Consider the following 14,487-nt stretch of genomic DNA (forward strand, 5'->3'; position numbering starts at 1 on the left):
GGCGTGTGCCGTGTGCGACATCCGGGGACGGACGCGCCGTGCACGCACCGGACGCTCGCCGCCGTCGGACGTGCGTAGCGTAGTATCCCCGTGTCCATCCGCAGGAACAGCACGCGGCCCCACGGGCCGCAGCAGGAGGCTCCGTGACCGACGCCCCGAGGCCGCTCACCACCGCTCAGCGACTCGAGGACCTGCGCGAGCGCGATGCGGTCGCGGTCTCCGCGGCCGACGAGGTCGCGGTCCAGAAGCAGCATGCGCGCGGCAAGAAGACGGCCCGTGAGCGGATCTCCGACCTGCTGGACGACGGCTCGTTCGTCGAGACCGACCGCTTCGTGCGCCACCAGGCCCGCAGCTTCGGCATCGATGCCAAGCGGCCCGACGGCGACGGGATCGTCACCGGGTACGGCACCGTGGACGGGCGGCAGGTGTGCGTGTACTCCCAGGACTTCACCGCCTTCGGCGGCTCCCTCGGCGAGGCCCACGGCCGCAAGATCCAGAAGGTCCAGGACCTCGCGCTGCGCACGGGCGTGCCGATCATCGGCATCCTCGACGGCGGCGGCGCGCGCATCCAGGAGGGCGTGGCCTCGCTGGCGATGTTCGCCGGGATCTTCAAGCGCAACACCCGCGCCTCCGGCGTGATCCCGCAGATCTCCCTGATCATGGGCCCGGCGGCGGGCGGCGCCGTCTACTCCCCCGCCCTCACCGACATCATCGTGATGGTGGAGAAGACCTCCCACATGTTCATCACCGGACCGGACGTGATCCGCACCGTCACCGGCGAGGACGTGGGCTTCGAGGAGCTGGGCGGGGCGCGCACCCACACCTCCCGCTCCGGGGTCGCCCACTACATGGCGCCGGACGAGGCCGAGGCGATCGAGTACGTCAAGGACCTGCTGAGCTACCTGCCGGCGAACACGCTGAGCCCTGCCCCGTCGTTCCCGGTGCACGTCGAGGAGTCCCTCACGGCGACGGACACGGCGCTGGACACCCTGGTGCCCGACTCCCCCAACCAGCCCTACGACATGCTCACCGTGCTGCGCGCCGTGCTCGACGACGGCGAGTTCCTCGAGGTCCAGTCGATGTTCGCGCAGAACGTGCTGGTGGGCTTCGGGCGCGTGGAGGGGTACAGCGTGGGCATCATCGCCAACCAGCCCTCGCACCTGGCGGGCACCCTGGACATCGACGCCTCGGAGAAGGCGGCCCGCTTCGTGCGGCTGTGCGATGCGAACAACATCCCGGTGCTCACCTTCGTGGACGTGCCCGGCTTCCTGCCCGGCACCGACCAGGAGTACGGCGGCATCATCCGGCGCGGCGCGAAGCTGCTGTACGCCTACGCCGAGGCGACGGTCCCGCTGATCACGGTGATCACCCGCAAGGCCTACGGCGGCGCCTACATCGTGATGGGCTCGAAGGAGCTGGGCGCGGACATCAACCTCGCCTGGCCCACCGCGCAGATCGCGGTGATGGGCTCGCAGGGTGCGGTGAACATCCTCCACCGCGGCGACCTCCGCGAGGTCGCCGAGCAGGGCGGGGACGTCGCCGCGGCCCGCGCCCGCTTCGAGACCGAGTACGAGGAGCAGTTCGCCACCCCGTACACCGCCGCCGAGCGCGGCTGGATCGACGGCGTGATCCGCCCGGCCGAGACCCGGCTCGAGGTCTCGCGCGCGCTGCGCGCCCTGCGCACCAAGCGCGATGCGCTGCCCACCAAGAAGCACGGGAACATCCCGCTGTGAGCGCGGCCGACGCGACCGGCGACGCCGCGGCGGCGCCCGGCGCGGACGTGCGCCTGGTGCAGGGCTACCTGCGCGACGACGAGCTCGCGGCGATCGCCGTGGTGGTCTCCGCCATGAGCGTCACCAGCCGCCTCGAGGCGGAGGAGCGGATGCTCGCCGAGGGACGCGGCGCCGGGGCCGGGGCCTGGAACGACGCGGTGCACGGCCACCCGCGCGGCCATGCGCTGCGCAGCCATCCCTCCCCCACCGCCTGGCAGTTCTCGGACCGCTGAGCACGGGCGGCACGGCACTAGACTGCGGCGCATGCCCGATCCCACCGCCGTGACCGCACCGCGCCCCACGACCGCCCTGGACGCCCTCGCCGACGAGTACGTGGAGCTTAGCGCCCGCCTCGATCCGTTCCTCGCCACCTCCCTGGGGATCCCCGGGCACGACCACGAGGTCACCGACTTCTCCCCCGCCGCCGTCGCCGAGCGCACCGACGCCGCCCGCACCCTGCTGGCGCGCGCCGCCGAGGTGCCGGACGAGGACGCGGCCGACGCCGTCACCCGGGCCGCGCTCACCGAGCGGCTGGGCCTCGAGATCGAGCGTTCCGAGCAGCACCTGGACATCGCGACCGTCAACAATCTCGCCTCCCCGCTGCAGTCCCGGGACGAGCTGGACCAGATGCCCACGGACACCGCCGAGGACTGGCAGGTGATCTCCGAGCGGATGTCCCGCTTCCCCGACGCCCTGGGCAGCTGGGCGCAGTCCCTGCACGAGGCGGCCGGTCACGGCGTGCTCTCCGCGCGCCGCCAGCTGCTGCTGGGGGCCGAGCAGGCGCGCGGCTTCGCCGCCGAGGACGGCTTCTTCGCCTCCTTCGCCGCCGGCGCCGTGGGCGACGACGCGCAGCGCGCCCGGGTGCAGGAGGCGGCCCGCACCGCCGCGCAGGGGTACCTGGCCCTGGCCGACGAGCTCGAGCAGCTCGCCGCCCGGGCCCCCGAGCGGGACGCGGTGGGCCGGGACGCCTACGCCCTGGCCTCCCGCACCTTCCTGGGCTCGCAGATCGACGTGGACGAGACCTACGCCTGGGGCGTGGAGGAGCTCCGCGCGATCGTCGCCGAGCAGGAGGCCGTGGCCCGCCGGATCAACGAGCGAGCCGGGAACGGGGCCGGCAGCTCGGTGGAGGCGGCGAAGCAGGCGCTGAACGCCGATCCCTCCCGGGTGCTGCACGGCACCGAGGAGCTGCGCGCCTGGATGCAGGACCTCAGCGACCGGGCGATCGACGAGCTCGCCGGCACGCACTTCGACATCCCCGAGCCGCTGCGCCGGCTCGAGTGCCGGATCGCGGCCACCGGCTCCGGCGGCATCTACTACACCGGTCCCAGCGAGGACCTCACCCGTCCGGGGCGGATGTGGTGGGACGTGCCGAGCGGCACCACCGAGTTCCACACCTGGCTGGAGACCACCACCGTCTACCACGAGGGCGTGCCCGGCCATCACCTGCAGGTGGGCACCCAGACCCTCCAGGCCTCCGCCCTGAACCGGTGGCGGGCGATGATGTGCTGGGTCTCCGGCCACGGCGAGGGCTGGGCGCTGTACGCCGAGCGCCTCATGGACCAGCTGGGCCATCTCGCCGACGACGGCGACCGGCTGGGGATGCTGGACGCGCAGCGCCTGCGCGCGGGCCGTGTGGTGCTCGACATCGGCCTGCACTGCGAGCTGCCGATGCCCGACTCCTTGGCGGGCTCCGCCGGCGGGGCCTGGACCTACGAGAAGGCCTGGGACTTCATGGGCGCGCACTGGGGCGTCACCGAGGCGGAGCGCCGCTTCGAGCTGCACCGCTATCTGGGCTGGCCCGGCCAGGCGCCCTCGTACAAGATCGGCCAGCGCCTCTGGGAGGAGCTGCGCGCCGAGGCCGAGCGCGCCGGCACCCCGGTGCGGGACTTCCATCGCCGCGCCCTGGAGCTCGGCGGCCTGCCGCTGTCCGTCCTCGAGGAGGCCCTGCGATGACCGCCCCCACCCCTGCCGCCGACGGCGCGGCGCACGATCCGCTGCTGCTGCTCGCCTCCGCCTCCGCGGGCCGCCGCGCCACGCTGCGCGCGGCGGGCATCGAGCACGCGACCCTCCCGGTGGACCTCGACGAGGAGGGGATCCTCGCCCGGGCCCGGGAGCTCGCCGCGGAGTCCTCCGAGCCCGCCGGGACACCCACCCCTGCGGAGGAGGTGCTGCTGCTGGCCCGCGAGAAGGCGCTGGCGGCCACCGCCCGCTCCGAGGGCGGCTATGTGGTGCTGGGGTGCGACTCGATGCTCGAGCTGGACGGCGAGGTGATCGGCAAGCCGCACACCTCCGAGCGGGCCCGCGAACGCTGGCGCGCGATGCGCGGGCGCACCGGGGTGCTGCACTCGGGGCACTGGATCGTGGACGACCGCGACGAGGCCGACGGCGGCACCGGCGCGACCTTCGGGGCGACGGCGAGCTGCGAGCTCACCTTCGCGGCGCTCTCCGACGAGGAGATCGACGCCTATGTCGCCACGGGCGAACCGCTGGGCGTGGCCGGGGGCTTCACCCTCGACGGCCGCGGCGGCCCGTTCGTGGAGCGCGTCCAGGGCGATCCGCACGCGGTGGTGGGGCTGTCCCTGCCGCTGCTGCGGCGCATGCTCGGCGAGATCGGGCTGGGCGTGCACGAGCTGTGGGAGGAGCCGGCCGAGGATTCCGCCCACGGCGCCTCGCCCGGACCTGCCGCCGACTGAGCCGCCGCGGTACTACACTCGACCTCTGCTGACCCCCTCGGAAGGACCTCTCCCCGATGCCCGCACGCTCCTCCAAGCCCCGCCCCCTGACCACGGTGCTGATCGCCAACCGTGGGGAGATCGCGGTGCGGATCGCCCGGGCGTGCCGGGATGCCGGACTGCGCTCGGTCGCGGTGTACGCCGATCCCGATCGTGACGCCCTGCACACCCAGATCGCCGACGAGGCCTACGCCCTGGGCGGCACCACCGCCGCCAGCTCGTACCTGGTGGTCGACAAGATCCTCGACATCGCCCACCGCTCCGGCGCGGACGCGATCCACCCCGGCTACGGCTTCCTCTCCGAGCGCGCGGACTTCGCGCAGGCCGTGATCGACGCGGGCCTGACCTGGATCGGACCGCCCGCGGACGCGATCGAGAAGCTGGGCGACAAGGTCTCCGCCCGGCACATCGCGCAGAAGGCCGGCGCCCCGCTGGTGGCCGGCACCAAGGACCCGGTGAAGAACTCCGACGAGGTGGTCGACTTCGCCCGCGAGCACGGCCTGCCGATCGCGATCAAGGCCGCCTTCGGCGGCGGCGGCCGCGGGCTGAAGGTGGCGCGCGAGGAGTCCGAGGTGCGCGAGCTGTTCGACTCCGCGGTGCGCGAGGCGGTCTCCGCCTTCGGCCGCGGGGAGTGCTTCGTGGAGCGCTACCTCGACTCGCCCCGGCACGTGGAGACCCAGTGCCTGGCGGACACGCACGGCAACGTCCAGGTGGTCTCCACCCGCGACTGCTCGCTGCAGCGCCGCCACCAGAAGCTCGTGGAGGAGGCCCCGGCGCCGTTCCTCAGCCCGCAGCAGAACGCCCAGCTGGTCTCCTCCTCGAAGGCGATCCTGCGCGAGGCCGGCTACGTGGGCGCCGGCACCTGCGAGTTCCTGGTGGGTGCCGACGGCACCATCTCCTTCCTCGAGGTGAACACCCGCCTGCAGGTCGAGCACCCGGTCACCGAGGAGGTGGCCGGCGTGGACCTGGTCCGCGAGCAGCTGCGCATCGCCGCCGGCGAGCGGATCAGCGAGCAGGATCCCGCCGTGCGCGGCCACTCCTTCGAGTTCCGCATCAACGGCGAGGACCCGGGCCGCGGCTTCATGCCCGCCCCCGGGCGCATCCAGCGCTTCGAGATGCCCTCCGGCCCCGGCGTGCGGGTCGAGACGGGCGTGCGCGCGGGGGACGAGATCTCCGGCGCCTTCGACTCGATGCTCGCCAAGCTCGTGGTCACCGGCGCCACCCGGCAGCAGGCGCTGGAGCGCTCCCGCCGCGCCCTCGCCGAGTTCCATGTCGAGGGGATCCCCACCGTGCTCCCCTTCCACGCCCGCGTGGTCGAGGATCCCGCCTTCGCCCCGGCGGATTCGGAGCAGCCCTTCGGCGTGCACACCCGCTGGATCGAGACCGAGTTCGACAACGACCTGCCGGCCGCGCCGCTGCCCGGCCAGCCGGAGGAGCCCGAGGACCGCGAAGCCGTGGTGGTCGAGGTGGACGGCCGACGGGTCGAGATCAGCCTCCCCGCCTCCCTGCGCGCCCCGCAGGCCGCCGTGCGCCAGCGCCGCAAGCGCCAGCACCGGGCCGCCGGCGCCGAGGCGAGCGGCGGCGGCAGCGTCACCGCGCCGATGCAGGGCACCATCGTGAAGGTGCTCGCCGAGGAGGGCCAGTCGGTGGCCGACGGCGACCTGCTGGTGGTGCTCGAGGCGATGAAGATGGAGCAGCCGATCACCGCGCACCGCTCGGGGATCGTGAAGGGGCTCAGCGCCGAGATCGGCGCGACCGTCTCCGCCGGCGCCGTGCTCTGCGCGATCGAGGACTGACAGCCGGCGCCGTCAGCCCTGGTCGTCGAGGAGCCTCTGGCGTGCGACCTCCGCGAGGGAGCCGGTGAGCGAGGGGTACACGGTGAACGTGCCCGCCACCTGCTCCGCCGTGAGCCGGTGCGCGACGGCGAGGGTGTAGGGCAGGATCAGCTCGCTGGCCCGCGGCGCGACCACCACCGCCCCCAGCACGGTGTGCGAACCGGGGCGCACGATCAGCTTCACGAACCCCTCGGAGATCCCCTGCATCTTCGCCCGCGGGTTGGTGTCCAGCGGCAGCGTGAGCACCTCGCCGCGGGTCTCCCCGGAGGCGACGTCCTGCTCCGAGGCGCCCACCACCGCGATCTCGGGGCTGGTGAAGATCGCGGAGGAGACCTGCGCGGCGATCAGCGGGGAGACGGCGTCGCCCAGGGCATGGTGCATCGCGATCCGGCCCTGCATGGCGGCGACGGAGGCGAGCGGGTACACGCCCGTGCAGTCCCCGGCGGCGTAGACGCCCCGCACCGAGGTGCGCGAGACGCGGTCGGTCTCGATGTGCCCGCTCTCGCGCACCCGCACCCCGGCGGTGAACAGGCCGAGGTCCCTCGTGGAGGGGATCCCGCCCAGTGCCATCAGCACGTGGCTGCCGGTGATCTCCTCCCCGGAGGTGAGGGTCACCGCCACGCCGTCCTCGGTGCGTCGCGCCGTCTCGGCCCGGGTGCGGGAGCGCACCGTGATCCCGCGGCGGGCGAAGGCGTGCTCGAGCACGTCGGCGGCGTCCGCGTCGGTGCCCGGCAGCACCTTGTCCCGGGAGGAGACCAGGGTGACCCGGCTGCCCAGGGCGCGGTAGGCGCTGGCGAACTCGGCGCCGGTGACGCCGGAGCCCACCACGATCAGATGCTCGGGCAGGCGGTCCAGGTCGTACAGCTGGGTCCAGTTGAGGATCCGCTCGCCGTCGCAGGGGGCGCCGGCCAGCTCGCGGGGCCGGGCGCCCACGGAGAGCAGCACCACGTCTGCGTCGAGCAGCTCCTCGCAGCGTCCCGAGGCGTCGAGCACCTCCACCCGGTCCGGTCCGTCCAGCCGGCCCCTCCCGTCGAGCACCCGCACCCCGGCCTCGACCAGGCTGGCGCGGATGTCGGCGGACTGCGCGGCGGCCAGCTCCCGCACCCGGCGGTTGACGGCGGCGAGGTCCACGTTCAGGGAGTGCGCCGCCGGGGCGGTGCCGTTGTCGGCGTCGCGGATGCCCAGCTGCTCGGAGCCGGCCACCAGGTCCAGCACGTCCGCGGTGGCGATGAGGGTCTTCGAGGGCACCACGTCGGTGATCACGGCGGCGCCGCCGATCCCGCGCTCCTCGACGAGCACGGTCTCCGCGCCGTGGCGGGCCGCGGTGAGCGCGGCCTCGTAGCCGCCGGGGCCGCCGCCGATGATCACCACCCGGGCACGGTCCCCGGCGCGCTCGACGCGCCGGGGGTCGGAAGGGAGGGCGGTGCTGGGATCCGTCACGGCTCAATTGTGGCAAAGAGCGCGCGGTGGGGAGGCGAATCCGACGGCCCGGCCGCGGAGCGTGGGCGGCGGCCCGCGCTCTGCGCTACCTTCGGTCCATGACGACTTCGACTCCGGATCCGTACCAGCTCGCCCGCGAGGCCGCCGCCTCGATCGCCGAGGCCAGCGGGGTGCCCTCGCACGATCTCGCCCTGGTGCTCGGCTCGGGGTGGTCCGGCGCGGCGGACCTCCTCGGCGAGACCGTGTGGCAGGCCGACGCGACCACCGTGCCCGGATTCCGCCCCCCGGCCGTCGCCGGCCACGTGGGGACCCTGCGCTCGATCCGCGTGGAGGGCACGGGGGCGCGCGCGCTGGTGCTCGGCGCCCGCACCCACTTCTACGAGGGCGCGGGGGTGGACGCGGTGGTGCACGGGGTGCGCACCGCGGCCGCGACCGGCGCGCGCACCATGGTGCTCACCAACGGCTGCGGCGGCATCGACCCCTCCTGGACGCCCGGCACCCCGGTGCTGATCCGGGACCAGATCAACTTCACCGGCGCCACCCCCCTGGTGGGTGCGAACTTCGTGGACCTCACCGATCTGTACACGCCGGCGCTGCGCGCGATCGCGCACGAGGTGGACGACAGCCTCGACGAGGGTGTGTACATGCAGTTCTCCGGCCCCACCTACGAGACCCCCGCGGAGGTGCAGATGGCGAAGACGATCGGCGCGCACCTGGTGGGGATGTCCACCGCGCTCGAGGCGATCGCCGCCCGCGAGGCGGGCATGGACCTGCTGGGCATCTCCCTGGTCACCAACCTCGCCGCCGGGATCAGCGGCGAGGCGCTCAGCCACGAGGAGGTGCTCGAGGCGGGGCGGGAGGCGGGCCCGCGCATCTCCCGCCTGCTGGCCGAGACGGTGCGACGGATCACCGAGCGCCCCGCCGAGGTGGGCGCGGGCGCCTGAGCCCGCGCGCCCGCACCGCACCGCGCACCACGCACCGCACCGCACCGCAGAGCACGCCGCAGCACACACCGCACGGGAGGAGCACACCGCGATGAGCATCGACGCCGCACTGCGGGACCGGATCGATCAGTGGCTGGAGCACGATCCGGATCCCACCACCCGGGCCGCGCTGGAGGGTCTGCGGGAGCAGGCCGAGGCCGGCGACGCCGCCGCGCTCGAGGAGATCACCGACGCCTTCGCGGCCGATCTGGAGTTCGGCACCGCCGGGCTCCGCGGCCGGATGGCCCCGGGCCCGCACCGCATGAACCTCGCCGTGGTCTCCCGCGCCGCCCGCGGCCTCGCCGACCACCTGCGCGAGGACGTCGGCCTCGAGGACCCGCTGGTGGTGATCGGCTACGACGCCCGTCACCGCTCGGCCGACTTCGCCCGCCGCTCGGCGGAGATCATGACCGCGGCCGGCTGCCGGGTGCACCTGCTGGAGCGCTTCGGCCCCACCCCGCTGGTCGCCTTCGCGGTGCGGCACCTGGAGGCCGATGCCGGCATCGTGGTGACCGCCTCCCACAACCCGCCGGCGGACAACGGCTACAAGGTCTACCTGGGCGGGCGCGCGGCCGATGCCGACGGCCGCGGCGTGCAGATCGTGCCGCCCTCGGATGCGCAGATCGCCGCCCGCATCGCGGCCGTCGGGCCCGCCTCCGGGATCCCGACGGCGGAGGCGGGCTGGGAGCTGCTGGGCGAGGAGCTGCGGGAGGACTATCTCGCGGCGATCTGCGCGCTGCCGGACCCGCAGGGGCCGCGCGGGGTGCGGATCGTGCACACCGCGATGCACGGCGTGGGCACGGAGACGGCGCTGGCGGCGCTGCACCGCACCGGCTTCGAAGAGGTGCACCCGGTGGCGAAGCAGGCCGATCCGGATCCCGACTTCCCCACCGTCGCGTTCCCGAACCCGGAGGAGCCCGGGGCGATCGATCTCGCGCTCGAGCTGGCGCGCACGGTCGAGGCCGACGTGGTGATCGCGAACGACCCCGATGCGGACCGCTGCGCGGCCGCCGTGCTCGACGCGCACCGGGGCGACTGGCGGATGCTCACCGGCGACGAGCTGGGCGTGCTGCTGGGCGACCACATGGTGCGCCGCCACGGCCGCCGCGGCACGCTGGCGCGCTCGATCGTCTCGAGCCGCTGGCTGGGACGGATCGCGGAGAAGTCCGGGCTGGAGCCCGCGGCGACGCTCACCGGCTTCAAGTGGATCACCCGTGCGCCGGGGATCGTGTTCGGCTACGAGGAGGCGATCGGCTACTGCGTGCAACCGGACGTGGTGCGCGACAAGGACGGCCTCTCCGCCGCGCTGATGGTGGCCGAGATGGCGGCGCTGGCGAAGGCCGAGGGCGGCACCCTGATCGGGCGGCTGGACGAGCTCGCCCAGCGGGACGGCCTGTTCTCCACCGCGCAGCTCTCGCTGCGGGTGGCGGAGCTCGCCGAGCGGGACGTGATGATGGCGCGCCTGCGGGCCGAGCCGCCCGCCGCGCTGCTGGGCTCCCCGGTGGCGGCGAACCAGGATCTCGCCGAGGGCTCGGTGGAGACCACCGGGCTGCCGCCCACCGAGGGCGTGCTGCTGCTCAGCGAGGACGGCACCCGGGTGGTGGTGCGCCCCTCCGGCACCGAGCCGAAGCTGAAGTGCTACCTCGAGGTGCTCTCCTCGGTCCCGGCCGGGGCACCCGTCGAGGAGCTCACCGCGATCCGCCACCGCGCCGACGAGCGCCTCGAGGCGCTCACGGCGGAGCTGCGCGAGGTGCTCGGCGCCCCCACCGACTGAGCCCGTGAGCCCGCCCGCGGCGGCACCCCCGGCGTGACGGCACCGGGCCCCGCCCGCGATGTGCGGAGGGGCCCGGCGCCATCGACAGGCGCGGCGGCTCAGTACCCGCTGCCGGTGCCGCCCTCGAGGATGGCCTTGGAGGAGGAGAGCCCGAGCCGGCTCGCGCCGGCGGCGACCATCGCCTCGGCCGCCTCGCGGGTGCGGATGCCGCCGGAGGCCTTGACGCCCAGGCGGTCGCCGACGGTCTCGCGCATCAGCCGCACCGCGTGCTCGGCAGCGCCGCCGGCGGGGTGGAAGCCGGTGGAGGTCTTCACGAAGTCGGCCCCGGCGCGCTCCGCGGCCTGGCACACGCCCACGATCTGCGCGTCCTCGAGGGCAGCGGATTCGATGATCACCTTGAGCACCACGGGCGCCGGGGCGGCCTCGCGCACCGCCCGGATCTCCGCCTCGACGGCGTCGAACTCGCCCGCGCGGGCCAGGCCCACGTTGAGCACCATGTCCACCTCGTCGGCTCCCTTGGCGACCGAGTCCGCGGCCTCGGCCGCCTTGAGGGACGGGGCGTGCTGCCCCGAGGGGAAGCCGCACACGGTCGCGACCTTGACGGTGGTCTCGACCGGGAGCATCGACGGGGAGACGCAGACGGAGTAGGTGCCCAGCTCCTCGGCCTCCCGCAGCAGCGCGGTGACGTCGTCGCGAGTGGCCTCGGGCTTGAGCAGGGTGTGGTCGATGAGCTGTGCGAGCTGTGCGTTCTCGAGTGCGGTCATGGAGCGATCTTGGCAGAACCCTGCCCCTGCGCGCATCCGTTCCGGCGCGGAGCGTCCGATCCTGCGACCGTCCCCACTCCCCCGGCCCGGGGGCCGGGCGACCTCCCCGGGCCCGTCGTAGACTGGCTGGCCGTGACCACCCCCTCGCCGTCCCGGGCCCCGCGCCGCATCGTCCTGCTCACCGGCCCCTCCGGCAGCGGCAAGGGCGTGGTCTCGCGCCGCGCAGGAGTGCCCGCGCTGAACCTGGACGACTTCTACCGCGAGGGCGACGATCCGACGCTGCCGCGCCGCTTCGGGATCCCGGACTGGGACCACCCCGCCTCCTGGGACGCGGGCGCGGCGCTGCGTGCGCTCACCGCGCTGGCGCACGACGGCGCGGCCGAGATCCCCACCTACTCGATCGCGCTGTCGCGCCGCACGGGCTCGGCGCGGCTGGAGCTCGGGGACGCGCCGGTGCTGATCGCCGAGGGCATCTTCGCCGCCGAGCTGATAGCCCCGCTCGCCGCCGCCGGACTGCTCGCAGAGGCAATCGTGCTGGACCGTGCGGTGCCCGTGGTGTTCACCCTGCGCCTGGCCCGTGACCTGCGCGAGCACCGCAAGCCGGTGCCGATCCTGCTGCAGCGCGGCACCGCCCTCGCCCTCCAGCAGCGCGACGACATGCACGGCTGGGTGCGTGCGGGGCTCCGGCCCGACGGGCTGCGCGCCGCGGTGCGCAGGATCCGGGAGATCGTCGTCCACGCCGAGGCGGAGCGGCACTGCCGGCCCGCCTCCGCGGCGCGCTCCCGGCTGCGGATCGCGGCGGTGTGCTTCCTGCGCGACGCTCCCGCGGGGACGGCGCCCGGCACCGAGCTGCTGTGCGTCCGCAAGCACGGCACCGGCTCCTGGATGCAGGTGGGCGGGAAGCTCGACGGCGAGGAGAGCGCCCGGGAGGCGGCGCTGCGCGAGGTCGAGGAGGAGCTGGGCGTCCGGCTGCATGCCGAGGAACTCGACCCGCTGGGCGAGTTCGAGGCGGTGGCCGCGAACGAGCCGGGCACCGTGGTGCACGCGAGCGTGTTCCTCACCCGCACCCCGCTGCCGGGCCCTCTGCAGGTGCGCGCCGAGCTCGCCGAGCACCGGTGGATCCCGCTCGAGAACGACGGCGCGCACGGCAACGGAGGACGTCTCGCGCCGCTGATGCGCGAGCACATCCTGCCCGCGCTGCGGCGTCGCGAGGCGTCGCGCCGCCCCTGAGCCGCCCTCAGCCGATCCGGTCCAGCACGATCCGGCGCTCGGGAACCTCCGTGCCGGGGGCGGAGAGGTCCCAGGCCCTGTCCAGCGCCTCGAGCGCCCGGGCGAGGCGGCCGGGGGTGTCGGTGTGGAGGCGGGCGAGCACGTCCCCGGCCCGCACCTCCTCCCCCAGGTGCTTCTCGATCTCGACGCCCGCGGCGGCCTGGACGGCCTCCCCCGGGCGCGAGCGTCCCGCGCCGAGGCGCCAGGCGGCCACGCCCACGCCCATCGCGTCCAGCCCGGTCACCACGCCGTCCTCGCTCGCGCGCAGCTCCTCGACGTGCTGCGCGGTGGGCAGCGGGGCGTCGACGTCCCCGCCCTGCGCGGCGATCATCGCGCGCCAGGAGTCCATCGCCCGCCCGTCGGCGAGCGCGGCCTCCACGTCGGCGTCGTGCACCCCGGCGGCCTCGAGCATCTCGCGGGCCAGGGCGCAGGTCAGCTCCACCACGTCGGCCGGGCCGCCGCCGGAGAGCACCTCGAGGGACTCGCGCACCTCGAGGCCGTTGCCGGCCGTGCGGCCGAGCGGCGCGGACATGTCGGTGAGCAGGGCGACGGTGCGCACCCCGGCGTCGGTGCCGAGGTCCACCATCGTGCGGGCGAGCTCGCGGGCGTCGCCCTCGTCCTTCATGAAGGCGCCGGCGCCGGTCTTCACGTCGAGGGTGAGCGCGGCGGTGCCCTCCGCGATCTTCTTGGACATGATCGAGGAGGCGATCAGCGGGATCGCCTCGACGGTGCCGGTCACGTCGCGCAGGGCGTAGAGCTTCTTGTCCGCGGGGGCGAGGCCGGACCCGGCCGCGCAGATCACGGCGCCCACCTCGTCGAGCTGCCGCATCATCTCGTCGTTGGTGAGCGCGGCGCGCCAGCCGGGGATCGCCTCGAGCTTGTCGAGGGTGCCGCCGGTGTGGCCGAGGCCGCGCCCGGACAGCTGCGGCACCGCCACGCCGTAGGAGGCGACCAGCGGGGCCAGCGGCAGGGTGATCTTGTCCCCCACCCCGCCGGTGGAGTGCTTGTCGGTGGTGGGCTTGGCGAGGGCGGAGAAGTCCATCCGCTCGCCGCTGGCGATCATCGCGGCCGTCCAGCGGGCGATCTCGGGCCGCTCCATGCCGCGCAGGAAGATTGCCATGGCGAGCGCCGCCATCTGCTCCTCGGCGACGACGCCGCGGGTGTAGGCGTCGATCACCCAGTCGATCTGGGCCTCGTCGAGGCGGGAGCCGTCACGCTTGGTGCGGATCACGTCGACGACGTCGAAGGGCTCGACGTCCGGGGTGGGGTTCTCGGTCACGGGTGCTCCTCGGGATCGTGGCGGGGGTGGTGGTCGGTGGGCCGGCGAGGGCCGTGGCCCGGGGGCCGCCGGCGAGGGCGGTCCGGGCGCCGACGGCGCTCGTGGCCGACGGGACGGCCACGGGCGATGGGCGGTGGGCGCCGGAGCGCCGGCACACCCGGGGTCCTCAGGGTCTCAGGGTCGCAGATCCGCGGGGCCGAAGGCCTGAGGCAGCACGTCGTCCATGCCGCGCGGGCCCTCCGGCGTGAGGAGCACCAGATCGGGTGCGGCGTGCTCGGAGAGCAGCTGGCGGCAGCGCCCGCAGGGCATCACCACCTGCCGCTCCCCGCGCGGCAGGGACTCGTCCCCGCCCACGCACACGAAGCGGCGCAGCCTCCCGCCGCCTCCGGCGACGAGCTCGCTGATCAGCCCGCACTCGGCGCAGAGGGTGACGCCGTAGCCCGCGTTCTCCACGTTGCAGCCCCGCACCAGGCGGCCGTCCTCGGCGAGCCCGGCCGCGCCCACCCGGAAGCGGGAGTACGGGGTGTACGCGCGTTCGGCGATCTCCCGAGCGGCCGCCAGCAGATCCGTGAACTCCTCGGAGGGTTCCGGGGCGACGGGCTCGGGCGCGGCGGAATCGTGGAGGCTCATGCCTGCGAT

The 14,487-nt window shown here is 74.6% G+C and carries 12 protein-coding genes; 8 read left to right on the plus strand and 4 right to left on the minus strand.

What is annotated here, in order from left to right; all coding sequences use genetic code 11:
* The first annotated feature begins 143 nt into the window (after positions 1–143).
* The 5 genes from DWV08_RS08005 to DWV08_RS08025 are packed head-to-tail and all read left to right on the plus strand — an operon-like array spanning position 144 to position 6,300.
* Positions 144–1,733 carry an acyl-CoA carboxylase subunit beta gene (locus tag DWV08_RS08005; RefSeq protein WP_115413310.1) on the plus strand — a complete coding sequence of 530 codons (1,590 nt, stop codon included), beginning with the start codon at positions 144–146 and terminating at the stop codon, positions 1,731–1,733.
* Entirely contained in the window at positions 1,730–2,005 is a 276-nt protein-coding gene (locus DWV08_RS08010; RefSeq protein WP_115413311.1) for a hypothetical protein, read from the plus strand. The genes DWV08_RS08005 and DWV08_RS08010 overlap by 4 nt, the downstream gene beginning before the upstream one ends.
* Positions 2,006–2,036: 31 nt before the next feature.
* The gene (locus DWV08_RS08015; protein ID WP_115413312.1) at positions 2,037–3,725 is read left to right on the plus strand and encodes a DUF885 domain-containing protein; all 1,689 of its coding nucleotides are present in this window, start codon (positions 2,037–2,039) and stop codon (positions 3,723–3,725) included.
* Positions 3,722–4,465 (plus strand): Maf family protein, encoded by a 744-nt coding sequence (locus tag DWV08_RS08020; RefSeq protein ID WP_115413313.1) that lies wholly within the window; start codon positions 3,722–3,724, stop codon positions 4,463–4,465. Before DWV08_RS08015 ends, DWV08_RS08020 begins: the two co-directional genes overlap by 4 nt.
* A gap of 56 nt (positions 4,466–4,521) precedes the next feature.
* On the plus strand, positions 4,522–6,300 hold the full coding sequence (locus tag DWV08_RS08025) for an acetyl/propionyl/methylcrotonyl-CoA carboxylase subunit alpha (protein WP_115413314.1): 1,779 nt from the start codon (positions 4,522–4,524) through the stop codon (positions 6,298–6,300).
* 12 nt (positions 6,301–6,312) lie between these two features.
* Here DWV08_RS08025 and DWV08_RS08030 read toward each other — a convergent pair whose 3' ends face one another.
* A complete protein-coding gene (locus tag DWV08_RS08030; protein WP_115413315.1) occupies positions 6,313–7,779 on the minus strand; it encodes an NAD(P)H-quinone dehydrogenase in 1,467 nt (488 codons plus the stop codon).
* Positions 7,780–7,877: 98 nt separating this feature from the next.
* On the opposite strand from DWV08_RS08030, the gene DWV08_RS08035 reads away from it, so the two are divergent.
* Together DWV08_RS08035 and DWV08_RS08040 are read left to right on the plus strand one after the other, a co-directional pair.
* A complete protein-coding gene (locus DWV08_RS08035; protein ID WP_115413316.1) occupies positions 7,878–8,723 on the plus strand; it encodes a purine-nucleoside phosphorylase in 846 nt (281 codons plus the stop codon).
* Positions 8,724–8,814: 91 nt separating this feature from the next.
* The gene (locus DWV08_RS08040) at positions 8,815–10,536 is read left to right on the plus strand and encodes a phospho-sugar mutase (protein ID WP_115413317.1); all 1,722 of its coding nucleotides are present in this window, start codon (positions 8,815–8,817) and stop codon (positions 10,534–10,536) included.
* A gap of 98 nt (positions 10,537–10,634) precedes the next feature.
* On the opposite strand, the gene deoC is transcribed toward DWV08_RS08040, so the two are convergent.
* On the minus strand, positions 10,635–11,300 hold the full coding sequence (deoC, locus tag DWV08_RS08045) for a deoxyribose-phosphate aldolase (RefSeq protein WP_115413318.1): 666 nt from the start codon (positions 11,298–11,300) through the stop codon (positions 10,635–10,637).
* Between the two features lie 132 nt (positions 11,301–11,432).
* Between deoC and DWV08_RS08050 the strand changes: the two genes are divergently transcribed.
* On the plus strand, positions 11,433–12,530 hold the full coding sequence (locus DWV08_RS08050; RefSeq protein ID WP_115413319.1) for an NUDIX domain-containing protein: 1,098 nt from the start codon (positions 11,433–11,435) through the stop codon (positions 12,528–12,530).
* A gap of 7 nt (positions 12,531–12,537) precedes the next feature.
* Here DWV08_RS08050 and DWV08_RS08055 read toward each other — a convergent pair whose 3' ends face one another.
* Together DWV08_RS08055 and DWV08_RS08060 are read right to left on the minus strand one after the other, a co-directional pair.
* Positions 12,538–13,848 carry a thymidine phosphorylase gene (locus DWV08_RS08055; protein ID WP_115413320.1) on the minus strand — a complete coding sequence of 437 codons (1,311 nt, stop codon included), beginning with the start codon at positions 13,846–13,848 and terminating at the stop codon, positions 12,538–12,540.
* 174 nt (positions 13,849–14,022) lie between these two features.
* Positions 14,023–14,478 carry a cytidine deaminase gene (locus tag DWV08_RS08060; protein ID WP_115413321.1) on the minus strand — a complete coding sequence of 152 codons (456 nt, stop codon included), beginning with the start codon at positions 14,476–14,478 and terminating at the stop codon, positions 14,023–14,025.
* Positions 14,479–14,487: the final 9 nt, after the last annotated feature.

This window comes from Brachybacterium saurashtrense (assembly GCF_003355475.1).
Classification (GTDB): Bacteria; Actinomycetota; Actinomycetes; order Actinomycetales; family Dermabacteraceae; genus Brachybacterium; species Brachybacterium saurashtrense.